Here is a 19,372-nt window from a genome sequence, read left to right on the forward strand (position 1 = left end):
GGTGGGACTAGGCTGGAAACATGGCGCTTGTTTCCCTATCTGTTCACCATTATACCCAACACCACCAGAACCGTCCTCAGTGTTTGTACTGATTTACAGGATCTTTACATAATGCTCACACTTACTTTAAGTTTCTGTTAAGTAAAGTATCCGCTATCCAATCCTATCATTTATGGATGCAATACAGTTAATAATTGACGCTAATAGATATTATCAGTTTATTTAAACTTCTTTAATTGCGGAAATTCTAGTTATCCTAACTAACTATAGTCGTATTTTCTATGATTCCCGTGAACTTAACCCCTAGAGCCTGACTCTCCACAGAACCCCGAAAAGGAGATAACCCGGCAATTAGTCTTAAAGACCATAGCACCGGGTTATTGTCCCTAGTTTTTGAAGTTGAGTAGAGATGCTAATTCATCTAGCTTTTGCGAGAGATGGCTTTTTGACCAACCATCACACCACCAAGGGCTACTAAACCTAACAGGGTTGCAGGTTCGGGAACTTGTGTTCCGGGAGTAGTCGGGGTGTCGAATACATACAGAGTCGCGTGAGACAGACCAGGGCCACCAGTTGCCCAGCTTAAATCAGTTAGTTGGCTAATACCGTTGAACAGATAAGCTGCATAGCCGTTACCACCTTTCAGCACAAAGGCAAAGTTAGAATTAGCCAGTGTGGAGTCGAGGAAGTTCATAGTCCCGACACCTTCTCCAGTGCTGGTGATGTCGAAAACATTTGCGACCTGGCCACTGCTGGCATCAACTTTGAAATCGGCAATTACTTCTCGGTCAAATAGCGCTGCAATGCGAGTAGCATTGTCATTTCCAGCGGGTCCACCACCAGATACTTGCTGACACTCTACAAACAAGCCACCAAAAATATTATCTTGACAAACAGCGGGGTTGCCAGGTTGGGCCATGGCATCCGGTGCAAAGGTGGATACTAAGCCAGTGGCTAAAACTGCGGCTGTGGTGATATTTAAAAATTTAACTTTCATCTGCTGCTCTCCAAAAATCTAGGTTGGGCGGGGTAGGAAGCAAGGTGTTGCTTTCCTTTACTGTTAACTATCATATCTGACCTAACTAGGGCTGTCTATAGTTGTTTAAGGATTTTACGGTATCTTTACATAAGGCTTACATTGGCTTTAAATTATATCCGCTGCCAACACCACCCATAAAACACTATTAGCTTTATACAAAAAACATGGAATCATTGACTTATATATATAATGTCAGATTATTTTGACTTATAAAATAGCCGGGTAGTTAACTACAGCATGGTCCTATTTTCTCTGGCCCTAAGCAGAACCCGGAAAAGGAGATAACCCGGCAATTATTAAAGACCAGATCACCGGGTTATTATGTCTAATTTCTGAAGCTGAGTAGGGATGCTAATTTATCTAGCTTTTGCGAGACATCAATTTATGGCCTACCAGTAAACCACCAATGGCGGCTACACCTAACAGGGCTCCGGGTTCAGGAACAGGTATTGAGGGAGTTGGGCTATCGAACACATAAAGAGTGGCGTGAGACAGACCAGGGCCACCAGTTGACCAGTCTAAATCACTTAGTTGGCTAATACCGTTGAACATATAAGCTGCATAGCCGTTACCACCTTTGATCACAAAGGCAAAGGTTTTATTAGCGAGTGCGGGATCGAGTAAGTCGAGGGTTCCGACACCTTCTCCAGTGCTGGTGATGGTGAAAAAGTCGGTAGAACCACTGCTGGCATCAACTTTGTAATCGCCAACTACTTCTTTGCCAAACAGGTCTGCAATGGCAGTAGCATTGTCATTTCCCTCGCGTCCACCAGACACTGCCTTACACTCTTCAAACAAGCCACTAAAAATATTATCTTGACAAACAGCGGGGTTGCCAGGTTGGGCCATGGCATCGGGTGCAAAGGTGGATACTAAGCCAGTGGCTAAAACTGTGGCTGTGGCAATATTTAAAAATCTAACTTTCATTTCCGTCCTCCCAAAATATAAATTTAACTAAGCACTAAACACGAGGCTAGGTCTTTCAATATAGTAATTATTGTACACGAGATGACCCATTATGTCTTCAGTGTTTCTACGGATTTACAGTATCTTTACATAAGGTTTACATTGGCTTTATGACTTTAGGAAAATTAACCCAAGATGATAAAATATTGTTAGCTGTAGACAAAAAGTAATTAAGAATTGACTGTTTTTGATTAGATGCGATTTTTTTTTGCGGGGGAAATTTTAGTGAGAGTAGCTAGATATGGTCCGATTTTCTACCATTGAGGTGAACTTAACCCCCTCAGTTTTACATCATGGGAGAAAGTACCCTGGATCAGAACGCCAAAGTTACCTAATCCCATGGGGTCAATGAGGGAATGTAAAGCCTCCCGCCGCCGTAATACTTGGGAAATTTTTGGGCCTTCGGAAACGGTGGCTATACGATCGCCTAATCCCAAAGCCATCAGAAATAAAGCCTGTTGGGTAAAGCCGATGGTTTGGAGTCCGAGCGATCGCCCTTTTTGCTGTAAGGCGGTAAAATCCACATGGGCGGTTATATCCTGTTCACCTATGTATATATAGGGGTTATTATGATGGCGATGTTGATAGTAACATTGTAGGGTTCCTTCCCGGCGGGTCGGACTATAAAGGCGATCGGCACTATAGCCATAATCAATAGTTAGCACAAATCCCCGCCGCAATTTTCTAGCCACAGTTTCTACCCACCCCAAAGCGGCTAGATTAACCTCGGTTCGGTAGCCTTCGGGGTAAGCCTCCGATAATAAATCAATACCGACTAACCGAAAATAGTCAGCTAGTTGGGGGGTGGAAAGTTCCCCGACTACTTCGGCTAATTGGTAATCGGATTTTGACCCGGTAGTGGTTAGATAAATTTCCTGTAATTGATTATTCTGGCGGGTGACTAAATGCACGGGGAAAGCGTCGATTAATTCATTGGAGAAAAAACATCCGGTAATTGAATGGTTGGCAATTTCATCTAAATCACACCAACGGATTTGGGTAAAGGGTGCGCCCAATTGCTGAAAGCGCCGCTGTTGTTCGGTTTTTAGTCGGGTGGATTTTTCGGCGATCGCATAATCTAATACCCCGACAACTTGGGGATATTGTCGTTGCAGATAGCCGATAATATCCGCAGCCAAAATTCCTTGACCCGCCCCCATTTCCACTAAGGTAAACGGTTCCGGCTTTCCCAAAATTTCCCACATTTCTACTAACTGTTCAGCTAGTAACTCGCCAAAATCTGAACCTAGGTGAGGGGAAGTGAAAAAGTCCCCCTGTGCGCCAATTTGGGGGGAGTTATGGTTATAGTAGCCCTGTTTGGGGTCATAGAGTGCCATCTCCATATACTCCGCAAAAGTAATCCGATTTTGGGGATGGTTGCCAATTCGTTGACTAATGCGATCGACCAGGGTTACAGATACCATATATAACCAAAATTTCCGCCCATGGGGTTATTAGACAATTTACTATTCTATCATAGAAATTTCCACAATTGGGGAAGCATAGCCCTAAACTTAATGAAAATTTAACAATCACTAAATAATTAATCGCATCTTGATTGAATCTTTACATAAGTTTTACAAAGCCGGGCTAAAATCTTTTTTTTTCTCAAACAAATAAATTATCTTTAAATCAATACCATCGCCGCGCCTGATGATTTATATGGTAGTGGCTTAGTCGCGATCGTCATAATTCAGAAAAATCAGGTGTGGGGAAGTTTCAGTCACTTTCGCCCCGTCAAAAATTATGACAATTCAGCCTAAAACCATCCCCGGACTAGGGGATTTTCTTGATCCCAAATTTCCGATAGTCTCCTATGACCAAGGTATCCCCATATTTCCGATTGTTAATCATACAGCATTTTTACAAGCCAATGCTGAGTTTTTCAGCCATCCAGAATGGGCAAAAACCTATTTTGATGCTTGTCATCGTTACCCCAAATTTAAACAACGCTGGGACGCGGTGAGTGGAACTTGGGATGATAAAATTGTGGTAGATATTGGTTGCGGTCCGGGGAATCTTTACGCTTCTATTGGTGGCAAACCTAAACTCTTAATTGGTGTAGATGTGGCTCTCGGTTCCCTAAAAATGGCTAAAAAAATTGGCTATAATCCTGTGTTGGCTGATGCCCATTATCTCCCTTTTATCTCTAGTTTTGCTGATATTGTGGCTTTAAATGCTACGGTGCATCATTGCGATGATATGGTGAAAGTGCTAGTAGAAGCGGCACGTTTGCTGCGTCCTGGGGGTACTTTAATTGTGGATCATGATCCGCAATTATCAGCCTGGAATTACCGAGGTTTAGCTATGGTATTGTACCAAATTAGATTACCTTTATATCGGCTAATTTTCCGCAATCTGCATATCAAATACTCGGAAAGATTAGCAGCCTTAAAAACAGAAGCCCATCATCGACCAGGGGATGGAGTTACCTCGGCTTTATTTTATCAGAATCTGCGTCCGTTGGGATTTACGGTTAAACTTTATCCCCATAATAATACTGTGGGGGCTGAAGTTGTTGGGGGTAACTGCGGTCAACCTCCCCATTGGCGTTACGCTTTAGGTCAGCGACTGTCGGGGATTAATCGGAATACCCCGGAGGCGGCTTTGTCTTTGATGTGTGTAGCCAAAAAAGAACAAGAACTTCCTCTGGAGACTGTCCCCCCAGAATTGAGGATTGATTAAGTTTTTACCATGGTTTCTGCGATGATGCGATCGCCCTAGGGGTTTTGTCCCTAGGGTATTCGCGTTAATGGTAGCAGCCCCATCGAATGGACTCACCCCACCAGTTTAATCAGACTTGATTATACTAACTGATGAGAAAATTAGTTGAAGTCTGGGGGAAACAATGAGTTCAGAGTTATCCGCTGCATCCCTAAGCTGTATTTTAGTGGTGGATGCTATACCGAAAGATATAGGTATTTTCTCCCAAATTTTAGCACCGCAGGGGTATAAAGTACAGGTGCTAAACTCTGGCAATCTAGCGAGGGAGTGGCTACAGTTACCGGCTAATTCCCCTGATCTGATTTTACTTGATGCCAATATTCCTGATGTTAATAGCTATCAGCTTTGTGAACAGTTAAAAAATGATGATGCTACCTGTAATATTCCGGTTATTTTTATTTTAGATGATTTGAGTAATCGGGTGCAAGTGTTTACGGTGGGAGGGGCGGATTATATGACTTACCCCCTGGAACCTGTGGAAATTATAGCTAAAATTCAACATCAACTCAAGTGGCGATCGCTACAAATACAGCTAGAGCAAGTAACTGATAATCACCCTAAAACTACTTTGGAAAAACATCAGGTTGCTGCTGATTTTTCGGATATTAGTGGCATAATTCAGGAGTTAATTGGGGTGAAGCCAGAGGAAATTATGGCTAATCCTAAGATGTTAATGGATCTCATAGACATTAAACAAGTTGAACAAGGTTTGGCGCAGCGGGAAACTCAACTGCGGGCTATTTTTGAACAGGCGGCGGTGGGAATTAATCAAGCTGATATTAAATCAGGTTTATTTGTTAGGGCTAATCAATGCTTTTGTGACTTATTAGGTTATAGCCAACAGGAACTATATCACAAAACTTTTGAACAGGTGACTCATCCTGAAGATTTACCAAAATGTCGCCCCTTAATAGAACAATTACACCGAGGAGAAATTGAGTCGGTTTCTCTGGAAAAACGTTACCTTCATAAAAATGGCACGGCTATTTGGACCCAGGGGAGTTTTTCCCTAATTTATAATTCTCAGGGTCAGGCTATTTCTCATCTGGCTATTGTGCTTGATATTGGCGATCGCCGTCGCACGGAAGAAGCTCTGAAATCGAGTCAGGCTAGATTAGAAAGTATTGCTACTAATATTCCTGGCGCTATTTATAGCTATGTGGCTAGTGCTGATAATTCATTCTGGTTTGAATATATTAGCGAAGGCTGTCGAGAATTATTTGAACTGGAACCGGAACAGGTTTTAGCTGATGCTTTAATTTTACTTAAACAAATTCATCCAGATGATGTGCGGACTTATTCTCAAAAGATTATGGATAGTTTGGCGGATTTAAGTTCTTTTTCCCATGAATGGCGACATATTCTTCCCTCGGGAAAAACTCGCTGGATTTTGGGTAATGCTAGACCGGAAAAACGCCCCAATGGGGATATTTTATGGCAGGGAGTGGTTTTAGATATCAGCGATCGCAAACAGGCTGAGGAAGAATTGGTGAGGGCGAAAGAAGTGGCTGAGGCGGCGAACAAAGCTAAGACTACTTTTTTAACTAATATGAGTCATGAGTTAAGGACTCCCTTAAATGCAATTTTAGGATTTACTCAACTGCTTAATTATGGTGATAATCTCACGGAACATCAGCATAATAATCTCAATATTATTCAGCGTAGCGGTGAACATTTACTGAGTTTAATTAATGATATACTAGATTTGTCGAAAATTGAAGCCGGACGGATTACGGTATCTAATGATGATTTTGATTTGTGGCGAATGCTGGATGAACTTAAAGATTTATTTAGCCTCAAAGCTAGTCAGAAAAATCTCTATTTGGATTTTGTGCATCCCCCCGATTTACCCCGATATATTCGTGGCGATCGCCTGAAATTGCGACAAATCATGATTAATCTGATTGGTAATGCTATTAAGTTTACCAGCCAGGGTAGAATTGTGATCACGGCTGACCATCAATTTAGTTCTTCATCACCACAAATTTGTCGTTTGCAAATAGCTGTGACTGATAGTGGGGTGGGGATTACTCCAGAGGAAATAGCGCAATTGTATCAACCATTTTTTCAAGCGAAGGCGGGTATTGATTCCCAGGAAGGTACGGGATTGGGGTTAACTATTTGTCAAAAATATCTACAGCTAATGGGTTCGGAGATGGAAATTTTCTCGGAGGTCGGCAATGGCACTACTTTTAAATTTAAATTAAATGTGCTAGTCCGAGAACATCACCATCGGGAAAATGGTGCTAAAACTTATCAAAATCATCAGCCCAAATTAGACGATTATCCTCGGGTAAATAATCGGCGTGGTCAACATCGGATTTTGATGGTTGAGGATAATTATTATAATCGGCAATTACTCCACCAGATTCTATCACCTCTGGGGTTTGAAATTCAACAGGCTACCAATGGAGAAGAAGCGATCGCTATCTGGCAAAATTTTCGCCCCCATCTAATTTGGATGGATCTGAGAATACCCCTAATTGATGGCTATGAGGTGACAAGGGAAATCCGCCGACAGGAACAAAACCTAGGTATATCTCCCGATAGTCAGGAGAAAACTATCATTATTGCCTTAACTGCTAGTGCTTTTGCAGAGGAAAGGTGGGAGGCGATCGAGGCGGGTTGTGATGAGTTTGTTCATAAACCTATAGAAGTTCCTAAAATTATGGCATATATCACTAAATTTTTCGGCAATGACTATCAATCAACGGAAACTATCGAGGGGGTTGAGTCTATTTCCCCTAATATTGATAAAAATGTTGATAAAATAGCTAATCAACTGGCAGAAATGCCTTTGGGGTGGCGGACAGCTTTGGCTGATGCAGTCATGACTCTAAATGAACCGGAAATCAATAGCCTGATTGAAGAAATTTCCCCCCAGGCTTCCGAATTGGCGATCGCACTTCGTCAATGTGCGGTAAATTTTGATTATGAAAGCATTTGGGAAATGCTGGAAGTACAGACTGATTTAAATCTCAGATGAATAGTATTAATTCTGACCTTAATTCAATACCAATCACTATTTTAGTGGTTGATGATGTTCCAGATAATCTGCGTTTACTGCAAAATATACTCCGCCAACAGGGGTATGATGTTCGACTGGCTACCAGTGGTAAATTGGCACTGCGAAGCCTAACTCGGTTTCGACCTGACCTGATTATACTTGATATTATGATGCCAGAAATGGACGGTTATCAGGTGTGTCAGTCTATCAAAAATAACCCGGAAACTCAGGATATCCCTGTGATTTTTTTAACGGCTTTAAATGAGGGAATTGATAAGTTAAAAGCCTTTCAAGTTGGCGGGGTGGATTATATTACTAAACCCTTTCAGGTTGAAGAGGCACTCGCCCGCATTCATAATCAATTGACTCTTCGTTATCTTCAGAAACAATTAGAAGCTAAAAATCAGACTCTAATTGAGCAAAATCAACAACTAAAAGAATCGGAAAGGGAAACGCGCCTATTGCTGAGGGCTACTTGGGCAATTGGGCGATCTACTACTCTCAAAGAGGCGATCGGTGCGGTTATTGATACTGTCTGTGATAACACTTTATGGGAGTATGGAGAAGCCTGGATACCTAATCATAAAAATCATACCTTAGAGTATGTGCCAATTTTGGGAGAAATTCAACCAGAATTTAGCCACTTTCAACAGGTATCTAGTCAGCGTGTATTTACTATGGGACAAGGTTTCCCTGGCAAAATATGGCTCTCTAAACAACCGGAATGGCTGCCAGAAATTTCTACTTGTTCTCGTCAGGTTTATGACCGGGCAGATTTAGCCACGCAAGCGGGTTTAAAATCTATGTTTGGTATACCGATTTTAGTATCTAATGAAGTTTTGGCGATTCTCGTATTTTATACCACGAAAACTACTCATTGTCAAATCCGCATTTTGGAATTAATGCAAGCGGTGGCTACTCAACTTAGTTTTCCCCTGCAACAGGCTGGTCTTTATCAACAACTTAAACAAGCTAATTTTAAACTAGACCGTTTGGCGCGCTTAGATGGATTAACTCAGGTGGCAAACCGTCGCCATTTTAATGAATTTTTGTGGCTGGAGTGGCGGCGTATGCAGCGGGAAAAGTTGCCTTTATCCTTGATTCTGTGTGATGTCGATTACTTTAAAAAGTATAACGATACTTACGGACATTTAGCGGGTGATAATTGCTTAATTAGAGTGGCTCAAGCTATCCAAGAATCAGCTATGCGTCCGGGGGATTTAGTGGCTCGTTATGGGGGGGAAGAGTTTGCCATTATTTTATCAAATACTAACTGCGAAGGTGCTATACAAGTGGCTATGCGAATCCAGGTGGCAATTCAACAATTAAATATTCCCCATAGTGCTTCTATGGTGAGCGATCGCATTACTGTTAGCCAGGGTATTTCTAGCATAATTCCATCTATTAATACCTCCCCAGAACAACTGTTAAAATCCGCAGATTCCGCCCTATATCAAGCTAAAGAAAAAAGCCGCAATACTTATATGGTCTGGAAAATGGAACGGGGCTAATTGTTAATTATTCATTAACTTTTTGATAACCACTTGCTAGTTATAGTATGATCATCTAGTATAGTCATCAATTCCGGATAAATTAACTATGGCTCAAGTTGCTAATTGGGACTGGAAAAAGCTACAAAATGGCTCGGATATTCGAGGAGTCGCCATAGCAGGTGTAGCCAATGAACCAGTTAACCTAACTCCTGAAATTGCCACTATCTTAGGTAAAGCCTTCGCGAGTTGGGTCAGCCAAAAACTGGGTAAAAATACCGCAGAATTAACTATGGCGGTAGGTAGAGATAGTCGTCTATCTGGACCTGTGCTAAGTCAAGCAGTTATGGAGGGAATTATATCAACTGGGGCTCAGGTTTATGATTTGGCGATCGCCTCAACTCCCGCCATGTTTATGAGTACCGTTACCCCCGGCTGGGAATGTGATGGCGCAATTATGTTAACCGCCAGCCACCTCCCCTTTAACCGTAATGGCTTAAAGTTTTTTACCCCCCAAGGAGGCCTAGGAAAGTCGGATATTTCCGAGATTTTGGAGTTAGCGAAACTCAACGATTTTGCCAACTCTCCCACCCCTGGTTCTATTATACAACATGATTTTATTTCTGTCTATGCCGAAGGATTAGTTAATACCATTCGCCAAGGTGTCAATCATCCCACCAACTTGGAACAGCCTTTAACTGGATTAAAAATAATCGTTGATGCTGGCAATGGTGCGGGGGGATTTTATGCCGAAAAAGTCTTAAAACCCCTAGGGGCTGATACCACAGGGAGCCAATTTTTAGACCCTGATGGCACATTCCCTAATCATGTTCCCAACCCGGAAAATCAAGCGGCTATGCAGTCAATTTGTCAAGCGGTTATTGACAATAAAGCCGATTTTGGGATTATTTTTGATACCGATGTAGATCGGGGTGCAGCCGTTGATCAGTTGGGGAAAGAACTTAACCGAAATCGCCTAATTGCCTTAATTTCGGCGATAGTTTTACGAGAACATCCCGGTTCTGCGATCGTCACTGATTCCATTACTTCCGATGGCTTAACTCATTTTATCGAGCAGGAATTAAAAGGGGTTCATCATCGCTTTAAGCGCGGTTACAAAAATGTAATTAATGAAGCCATACGACTTAATGAAAGCGGACAGGAATCTTGGCTGGCTATTGAAACTTCCGGTCATGGTGCTATGAAAGAGAACTACTTTTTAGATGATGGTGCATATTTAGTTAGCAAGCTGTTAATTGAACTAGCTAAAACCCACCTAAAAGGTAAATCTCTCACCGATTTAATTGCCAATTTACAGGAACCCGCCGAGAGTGAAGAAGTGCGGATCACTATTCAAAATGATGATTTTCAATCATTAGGTAATAACGTCATTGAAAAACTCAATCAGTTTGTCTCCCAACAAACCGACTGGGAAATTGTCCCCAAAAACTACGAGGGGGTTCGGGTTTCCTGTGGGTCCCCCGACGAGGATGGCTGGTTTTTATTGCGCCTATCCCTTCATGATCCGGTTTTACCGTTAAATATTGAATCAAATGTGGTCGGTGGCGTGGCGAAAATTGCTAACCGTTTATTAGGGTTTTTCCAAGGTATCGACTCCCTAGATATCTCGACATTTTCGGGAATTAAATAACTCTGATTTCCTGCGTCAGACCTATAGTGGCTGGCGCATTCCCCCCAACCCAGAAATTAACCGGATCTAGTATAATCAAGCTATGGCATGAATTACAGCCTATCTGTGTATAGATCCATATCATCAACCTAAGGATGCTTAAATCATGACTCCAGCTAAATCGGCAAATACTGCTGTTAACTATGATATAGAAAATGAAGTTTTAGAACGCTATAAAGCCGGGGCGAAAGATGTTCAGCCTTCCCTGTGTTGTCCGACATCATATAATGGTAATTATCTGGAGATTTTGCCATCAGAAATTGTTGAGAAAGACTATGGCTGTGGCGACCCCACCCAATATATTAATTCTGGGGAAGTGGTGGTAGATTTGGGGTCTGGCGCTGGTAAAAATTGCTATATTATCGCCCAAAAAGTCGGCAAAGATGGGCGAGTAATTGGGGTTGATTTTAATGATGATATGCTGGCGCTTTCTTGTAAGTATCAAGATGAAATTTCCGATAAGTTGGGCTATAAAAATACTGAGTTTGTTAAGGGAAAAATCCAGGATTTGGGGCTAAATTTGGCTATAGCGCAAACCTGGTTAAATGATAATCCTATTACCTCCATAGAAGATGTATCCCGGTTTGAGGCAATGTGCGATCGCCTCCGCCAAGACCAGCCCTTAATCCCTGATGAAACTGTGGATGTAGTCGTGTCTAACTGCGTGCTGAACCTAGTTAAATCTCAGGATAAAGTGAAACTATTTGCCGAGATTTACCGAGTCTTAAAAGTCGGAGGAAGGGCGGTTATTTCTGATATTGTGTGTGACGAACCCCCCACCGAAACAATTATCAACGACCCAGAATTGTGGAGTGGTTGCATTGCTGGCGCTTTTCAAGAACACGAATTTTTACAAATGTTTGAAAATGCCGGATTTTATGGGGTCGAAATCTTAACCCGTCAGACCGAACCTTGGCAGGTAATTGATGGCATTGAATTTCGGTCTGTAACAGTTTGCGCCTACAAAGGGAAAGAAGCGTCCTTGTTTAGAACGCCATCAAGCAGTAATTTATAAAGGACCTTGGAAACAGGTAGTTGATGATGATGGTCATACCCTTTATCGAGGTCAACCTATGGCAGTTTGTGATAAAACCTTTAACATCTATACTAGGAGTCCCTACAGTGACGATATTATCCCCATTCCTCCCTATCAAAATATTGATCTAAAGGATGCTAAAGAATTTGATTGTCGGCAAAATGCCATCCGCGACCCTAAACTAACTAAAGGTGAGAATTACCACGTCACTAATATTAATAACGACGAGTCTTGTTGTTCTCCATCAAGTTGTTGTTAGGGTCTGATTATCAGCTATTTGATTAGAGAAACTCCCATACTACTACGCGATCGCGTCCTTGGTTTTTTGCCAGATATAAAGCATCATCAGCTAGTCTCAGTAAATCATCTAAAGTTTGGGCGTGTTCTGGGAAACTAGCCACCCCAAAAGAAGCCGTAATTTGACCGAGATCTCGGTTTTGGTGTTGCAGTTTTAATCCGCGAATTCCCTCACATAAAAACTGGGCGCGATCGCTCGCTATTTCTAGGGTAGTTTCTGGCAAAATTAACGTCATTTCTTCCCCCCCATAACGGCAAGCCGTATCAGAACTTCTGATATTTGTTTGGATAAAATGAGCAATTTCTTGCAAAACTAAGTCCCCAGCTTCATGACCAAACGTATCATTAAAGTGTTTAAAATGGTCAATATCTATCATGATAATACATAAGGGTTCATTTTTGCGGTTAGCCTTGGCTAAGGCTTGATTGAGCGTTTCTTGCAGATAGCGACGGTTAAAGAGTCCAGTCAAAGGATCTCGGATACTTTCTAGGCGTAATTGTTCCTGAAGTTTCAAGTTGAATAAAGCCAAAGATAACTGATCAGCAACAGTGCGCCCTAGTTGTTCGGAAGACTCCATATTAACGAAAGACGATTCAGTAATCATGTATAATAATCCCCAAATTTTGGTTTTGGCAATTAGGGGAATACATAAAGAATATTTAGGTAGCAGTTCAGAATTTATATGATTACAAAATAAACCCGATTGCTGGTCACTGGCGGTATGAATTTTTCCTCTTCGTAACGCCCAACAGTCTTTGAAAGTAAATTTTATCTCCTGATGTGGGAGTTCACCAAATGTAGAAACCACTTCTAAATCCGATTCCGGGCTATCAGGATCTATTACCAATACCGCCCCAGAAAAATCGGGAAAAAGCTGTTTGAGAAATTCCGCAATCGCCCCATATCCCTCCTCAACTGCATCGCAGGCTTGCAGAAATTCAATCATTTTTCGGACAATTTCCATTTCCCGATTTTTTTGCTTGAGATGCTGATAAGTAGTGTGTAATATTTCTTCGGTTTCTTTGCGATCGGTTAAATCTGTCGCCGTCCCTAAAATTTCTTGAACCCGTCCATCTGAATGGCGACTAAAAACGAGATCCCGACTCAGTAACCACCGCCATTCTCCATTGGCTTTTTGAACGCGATATTCTACGGTATATATTTGACCATCTTGTGCTTTGGACATATCTTGAAAGTGTTTTTCGATGATGGGTAAATCTTCAGGATGGAGAATTTCATAGAGTAAAGTTCCTCCGGTTTCTTGAATTTGTTGGTAGGTGTATCCTAGGATATCTTGAATATTGCGGTTGATATAAACATTGCGCTTTTTGATGATGTCGAATATGTACAAAACATTGGGAATATAATCAGTAACTTTCTGAATAAATTTCTCGCTGTTTTTGACTTGTTCAACCATCAGTTTTCGGGAGGTAATATCTTCGGCAATTCCCGCAAAACGATAGATTGTACCTGATTTATCAGTGACTGGAAAAACCCGCGCTGCTACCCATCTAATTGTACTATCAGGGCGAATAATTCTGTATTCCTCATCAAAAACAAACTTATCCTGAACTTGGCGCTGATATGCTTCTATCACGCGCTGTAGATCTTCTGGATGTACGGAATTAATCCAATGTTGAGGGTTTTGGTAGAGACTGGCGCAACTTTTCCCCCAAATTTTCTCGTAAGCGGGATTAATATACAGCATTTTTTTACCATCAAAAGATGTCATAAAAAACACTTCTCGGACTGTTTCAGCAATTTGACGGAATTTTTCCTCGCTTTCTTGGAGGGCAATTTCTGCCTCTTTCTTGTCACTAATATCAATCATAATTCCCTGGAGGAATGTGGGGTTGCCTTGGTTATCCAGGACGACTTTGCCGTTATCACGCACCCAGACCACATTTCCCGATCGCGAAAACATCCGATATTCAACACTAAAGCCTTGATTTTCTTCGATACCTTGACGGATTTCCTCCAACACGCGATCGCGATCTTCTGGATGCACTAACTCCAGCCAATCCTTACTATTTTTTAACCACTCACTGGCTGAAATACCCAGCAAACGCTCAATTTGAGGACTAATATAAAGTATGCTCAATTTGTCATCTAAATTAGCCGTATAGGTAGCCGCTGGCATTTGTTCAATCAGACGGCGATATTTAGCCTCAGAAGCACTTAAAGCCATCTCTGCTTGTCTTTTTTCGGTGATATCAATTACCGAGCCAAATAACCGTAATGGTTGCCCTTCTGCATCATATTCAACCCCTCCCATACCTTGAATATAACGAATTTCTCCACTGGGACGAACCAGACGATATTCTGTATAAAAAGGTTCTCCAGAAGTCAACGATCGCTCGGCATCTTCCGCGTGGCGATCGCGATCATCCGGGTGCATTTTTTCTCGTAATTCTGCTAAAGTAGGTTCCCCTTGGGTCGGGTCCATGCCATAAATCCGGAACACCTCTTCTGACCAAGTAATTTTACCCGAACTTACATTATATTCCCAAGTACCAATACCCGCTATTTTTTGAGAGTTGAGCAAATCTTGAGTAATTTTATATAATTGATATTCGGTTTTTTTGGCTTGGGTAATATCCTCAGCAATGTAGCAAAACCTCAACTTGTCTAAGCCCGAATTGAGGATAGGCGAAATCGTAACCGATAAGTGATGTTCCCCATCATTTAGGGTGTGAATATACTCAAATTTAATCGGTTTCCCAAGCTGTTGACTTTCCCGATAATGTTGACACCACAACTCAATAATTGAGGCGGGTACACCCATTTCACTACACCGGGCATTTTTCAGAGCATCAGGACTCACACCCCAAAATTCAGCCGTTGCATTATTACTAAAAATGTGGATAATATCCCCATCTAGGAGTTCTACTACACCCATCATCATGCTGGTGCTATTATAGAAACTAGACAAGATCGCCTCTCGTTCCGCTGCTGCTATTTCTGCTTGTTTGCGATCGCTAATATCAAAACCATAGCCCACCACTTCTCTGGGTTTTCCCGCCGCATCTAATACTAACCTTAGATGTTCTTGCATCCAGCGATAGCTACCATCCCCATGGCGAAAACGATATTCATAAAAAGATGTCCCTTTCGTCAAAACCTCACGAACTTTAGACCAGGCAAAATCTCGGTCTTCTGGATGAATTCTCTCTTCCCAAAACTCGACACTTTCTTGGAATTCTTTCTGAGTGTATCCCAGGACATTTTGCACATTACTACTAATGAATGTCACCCGCATAGTTTCCGGGTCACAGCTATAGATAATTGCCAAACTTGAATTGAGTAAATCATTTAATCTTTGTTGGGCAGATATCAGCTTTTTTTGAATATGATTTCCCTGATTAATCTCGATTTTAAGTTGAGCATTTATTCCGGAAAGTTCAGCGGTTTTTGACTCTACTTGTTTTTCCAGGGATGATGCTAATTTACGATAGGCTTCCTTCTGGGATTCTAACTCAATTTCTGCCCGTCTCCGTTCCGTAATATCTTTTCCCGTGCCGATAATATATTCCACTTGCCCATCATCATCACATAAAATTGTATTAGACCAGGCAATTAAACGGCGATCGCCTGTTTTCGTCACCCAATAATTTTCATGATAACTGGGAAAATTCCCCGCTGTTAAATCCGCAAACGCCTTTTTTACGCTGTTCACTTCTTCAGGAACTAATAAAATCTCCCAAAACGGTCTATCTTGAACTTCTTGCCAAGAATATCCGGTAATTGTCCGACAGGCTTGATTAAATTTAACGATGTAACCTTGGGTATTGCAAACCACAATTAAAGCCGGAACAGTATCTAATATAGTCGCCGTAAAATCTCGCTGTTTTTGCAGTTCTTGGTGAGTATGATTGTGGTCATTCTGCATCTGTTTAATCCGTTCAAATTGTAATTTATTAACCTGCTGTTGTAGGGCTTCAATGGTATTATAAAGTTCCAGGGGATTAAGAGTTTGCAGTAAACTGGTTTGAGTCAAAATACCCACTAACTGCTGTTGTTCATCACACACCACTAACCGACGGACTCCCCGTTGCTGCATTTGTTCATGGGCTACCCATAAATTTTCTGTGGGGTGCAAACACCATAGGGGGCTACTCATAATGTCAGCCGCCATCATCCGATCAAAATTAAGATGCAGGGCTGAACACTTGACAATATCTCTTTCTGTGACTATTCCCACAGGATGCCATAGGAAACTATCCCCGATTTTGGGTTCAGCAATGACCACACAACTAACCCGATATTCCGCCATCAATTGAGCCAGATGTAAAATAGAAGCGTTAGGGGTAGCATGGATCACGTCTCGCGTCATGGCTTCGGCGACTTGACGTAATTTGAACAAATCCCCTGGCTGCAAACACTCGCGCAGGGTTTGTGTGGAAATTAATCCCAGCAGTTCACCAGTTTTCGACAAAACCGGAAGATGGCGAATCTGATGTTGACGCATCAGGGTAATAGCAGTAAAAATGTCTTGATGGGGTTCTATTGATAGGGTGACTAGATCACGAGTCATCACCGCCGCTAAGGTTAAATGGTCAAAGCTGCGATATTGGGTAGCCAGGCGCACGAGATCCCTTTCCGTAATTAAACCGACCAGTTTTCCCTGTTCTACGGCTAGGAGGCAACTTTTCCGCTGTGGCTGGGTTTCCCTGTCAGAGTCACTTTTTGGCTGTGGGCTGATCATGGAGATGACCCCCATTAAGGGAGTTTCAGGAGAAGCCGTCAGCGGGTGTCGATCAATTGCCTTATATAACGACAAATTCGAGAACAATAGGTCTTGGCTAATCATTAGCTTAGTTAGGAGATGGTGAATAGGGATTGATTCTGTGGCACTGGCATCAAATACATTATCCCATGGGCGAATAGCCGGAAACAAAACTAAGAAAGCCGAGGGTGTGATAGCTATTCTAGGTAACACAACCTGACATTATCGGTTGTATCTGTACCTGCACTTTGTAACCTATGTGGGTGGCTGTTGGCAATTCAGGGTAGGATTGTAGTTAGGTTATTTTGACAGTCTTTTTATGAAATACTTTGTTTCTCGTCTGGTTGCCCTACTGATGGTCGTTACCGTTGCCCTGGTGGGCTGTGGTAACTCACCCGATGGCCTCACAGGAAATTATAGCCAGGATACCTTAGCAGTTGTCAATAGTTTGAGAACTGCGATCGCTTTACCGGAAGATGCCCCAGAAAAGCCCGCCGCCCAGGCGGAAGCCCGGACCCTGATTAATAGTTTCGCTTCCCGCTACCGTCGAGACCCAGCGGTTTCTACTTCCAGTTCCTTTACTACTATGCGGACTGCCTTAAATGCCCTAGCAGGTCATTACAGTTCCTACCCTAACCGTCCCGTTCCTGATAAACTCAAGCAAAGACTAGAACAGGAGTTTAAACAAGTAGAAGCGGCTGTGAAACGGGGCGCTTAACTCCGGCTAACCTGATGGGGAAATTAACCGAGGCAACTCAATCTGATCTGTAATGATTAAGAGTTGCTTTTATGTGGTATATGTGCTATGGCTAAATCACCGATCGCCTTAAATTGGCTTCACTGTCTGCTGAGTCTCTATAAACCCATGTTAGGGGCTATATTATTAAGCCTGTTGGCCACTAGCCCAGGGCGATCGCAAACCATAGCCTTTTGTCGCCTCTCCCCAGAGGCGATCGCCGAAAAAGAAAGCCTGCGCCAAAGCGCTCTATCGGGGGATAGCAACGCCCAACAGCAATATAACCAGATCCTGATTCAACACGCCCAAGCTGTATATCGCTGTCGTCAGCAAAGCCGCCCCCAAAATCAGGCCTTATGGTTAAGACTATATAGCTGTGATGCCCAACCCGGAGCCATCGAAAAGCTGTTAGATGACATCATCAACAAAGGCTATAACCAAGTTTACCTAGAAGTATTTTATGACGGTCAGGTGTTACTTCCCGCAGCCAATAACCCCACCCCTTGGCCGTCAGTGATGCGATCGCCTGGCTTGGAACAAGTAGACCTCCTCGCGCAAACCATCGAAAAAGGCAGACAACGGGGGCTACAGGTTTACGCCTGGATGTTTATGCTCAACTTTGGTTATACCTACACCCTACTACCTAACCGCGCCGGAGTCCTTGCGGTCAATGGTAGTGGGGAAACCACCGTCACCGCGAATTTAGACGGCACCGCCAGCAACGATTTTGGGGAAAGCTACATCAATCAGGGTTTCGTTGACCCCTATAATCCCACCGCACGACAAGATTTTAATACCCTCCTGAATGCCGTCCTTAGCCGTCGCCCCAGTGGTGTTCTGTTTGACTATGTTCGCTATCCCAGGGGTTTGGGACCTCAATCAGTAGCCAGCCGGGTTAAGGATTTATGGATTTATGGGGATGCTTCCCTGTCCGCCTTGCTGCAACGAGCCAACAACGACCGGGGACGGGAACTGCTACAACGCTATGTTAGCCAGGGTTTTGTCACCGAAAATGATGTTAATCAGATCAATCAAAAGTATCCTGAGCCAACGGAGCCAACACCAGCAGAGCCACAGGAACCACAGCCACCAGAAAAACCACCCCTGTGGCATGATGAAACCACCCTCCCCGCTCTCAGTGGTATTCCCAGCCTGGGAAATACCTTTAATCAACAATTGTGGCGGTTGAGTGTGGCTCACGCCCAACAGGGGATTCTGGACTTTTTAAATATGTTTAGCCAGCCAGTACAATCACGCGGCATTCCGGCTGGGGCGGTGTTTTTCCCCGAGGCTAACCGTCGCGTTGGGGAACAGGGTTTTGATTCCCGGCTGCAACCTTGGGATCGGTTCCCTAGTGCGATCGAATGGCATCCCATGGCCTATGGAGTTTGTGGCACCACAAGCTGTATAGTTGAACAAGTGGAAACTGTTGCTAACCAAGCCCAACCGGGAACTAAAATTATCCCAGCGATCGCCGGAGACTGGGGCAAATCCATTAAAAACCGCCCCCCCCTAGAACATCAGATGCGCGACATTATCAATGCTATTCCCCAAATTCAGTCGATCAGCCATTATTCCTACGATTGGCAAGAACCACAACTTACACGCGATCGTCAATCATGTCGGTAATCGGCAAAACCTTTAAACTAGAAGATGATGC

General features: G+C 42.9%; 10 protein-coding genes and 1 pseudogene. 7 read left to right on the plus strand and 4 right to left on the minus strand.

Annotated elements, in window-relative coordinates; all coding sequences use genetic code 11:
- Nucleotides 1–421 precede the first annotated feature (421 nt).
- From NLZ44_RS05495 to NLZ44_RS05505, 3 genes are all read right to left on the minus strand, one after another.
- A complete protein-coding gene (locus NLZ44_RS05495) occupies nt 422–997 on the minus strand; it encodes a PEP-CTERM sorting domain-containing protein (RefSeq protein ID WP_493752108.1) in 576 nt (191 codons plus the stop codon).
- Between the two features lie 402 nt (nt 998–1,399).
- The gene (locus tag NLZ44_RS05500) at nt 1,400–1,966 is read right to left on the minus strand and encodes a PEP-CTERM sorting domain-containing protein (protein WP_493752109.1); all 567 of its coding nucleotides are present in this window, start codon (nt 1,964–1,966) and stop codon (nt 1,400–1,402) included.
- 293 nt (nt 1,967–2,259) lie between these two features.
- Complete coding sequence (locus NLZ44_RS05505; protein WP_493752110.1) at nt 2,260–3,429, minus strand: class I SAM-dependent methyltransferase; 1,170 nt, start codon at nt 3,427–3,429, stop codon at nt 2,260–2,262.
- Between the two features lie 322 nt (nt 3,430–3,751).
- Here NLZ44_RS05505 and NLZ44_RS05510 point away from each other — a divergent pair, with 322 nt between their 5' ends.
- From NLZ44_RS05510 to NLZ44_RS05530, 5 genes and pseudogenes are all read left to right on the plus strand, one after another.
- Nucleotides 3,752–4,690 carry a class I SAM-dependent methyltransferase gene (locus NLZ44_RS05510; RefSeq protein WP_493752111.1) on the plus strand — a complete coding sequence of 313 codons (939 nt, stop codon included), beginning with the start codon at nt 3,752–3,754 and terminating at the stop codon, nt 4,688–4,690.
- A gap of 163 nt (nt 4,691–4,853) precedes the next feature.
- Nucleotides 4,854–7,715, plus strand: a complete 2,862-nt coding sequence (locus NLZ44_RS05515; RefSeq protein ID WP_493752112.1) for a response regulator — start codon at nt 4,854–4,856, stop codon at nt 7,713–7,715.
- On the plus strand, nt 7,712–9,247 hold the full coding sequence (locus NLZ44_RS05520; protein WP_493752113.1) for a diguanylate cyclase domain-containing protein: 1,536 nt from the start codon (nt 7,712–7,714) through the stop codon (nt 9,245–9,247). The genes NLZ44_RS05515 and NLZ44_RS05520 overlap by 4 nt, the downstream gene beginning before the upstream one ends.
- Before the next feature lie 88 nt (nt 9,248–9,335).
- Nucleotides 9,336–10,877: a phosphomannomutase/phosphoglucomutase gene (locus NLZ44_RS05525; RefSeq protein WP_493752114.1), complete on the plus strand. Its 1,542-nt coding sequence runs from the start codon at nt 9,336–9,338 to the stop codon at nt 10,875–10,877.
- 145 nt (nt 10,878–11,022) lie between these two features.
- Nucleotides 11,023–12,211: pseudogene (locus NLZ44_RS05530) on the plus strand (DUF8838 domain-containing protein).
- Nucleotides 12,212–12,233: 22 nt separating this feature from the next.
- Here the strand turns inward: NLZ44_RS05530 and NLZ44_RS05535 are convergent.
- The gene (locus NLZ44_RS05535; protein WP_493752115.1) at nt 12,234–17,189 is read right to left on the minus strand and encodes a PAS domain-containing protein; all 4,956 of its coding nucleotides are present in this window, start codon (nt 17,187–17,189) and stop codon (nt 12,234–12,236) included.
- Nucleotides 17,190–17,295: 106 nt separating this feature from the next.
- Here NLZ44_RS05535 and psb27 point away from each other — a divergent pair, with 106 nt between their 5' ends.
- Nucleotides 17,296–17,694, plus strand: a complete 399-nt coding sequence (gene psb27, locus NLZ44_RS05540) for a photosystem II protein Psb27 (protein ID WP_111890931.1) — start codon at nt 17,296–17,298, stop codon at nt 17,692–17,694.
- An 87-nt stretch (nt 17,695–17,781) separates the two neighbouring features.
- Nucleotides 17,782–19,341, plus strand: a complete 1,560-nt coding sequence (locus NLZ44_RS05545; protein WP_493752116.1) for a family 10 glycosylhydrolase — start codon at nt 17,782–17,784, stop codon at nt 19,339–19,341.
- Nucleotides 19,342–19,372: the final 31 nt, after the last annotated feature.

Source organism: Arthrospira sp. PCC 9901, from assembly GCF_059013425.1.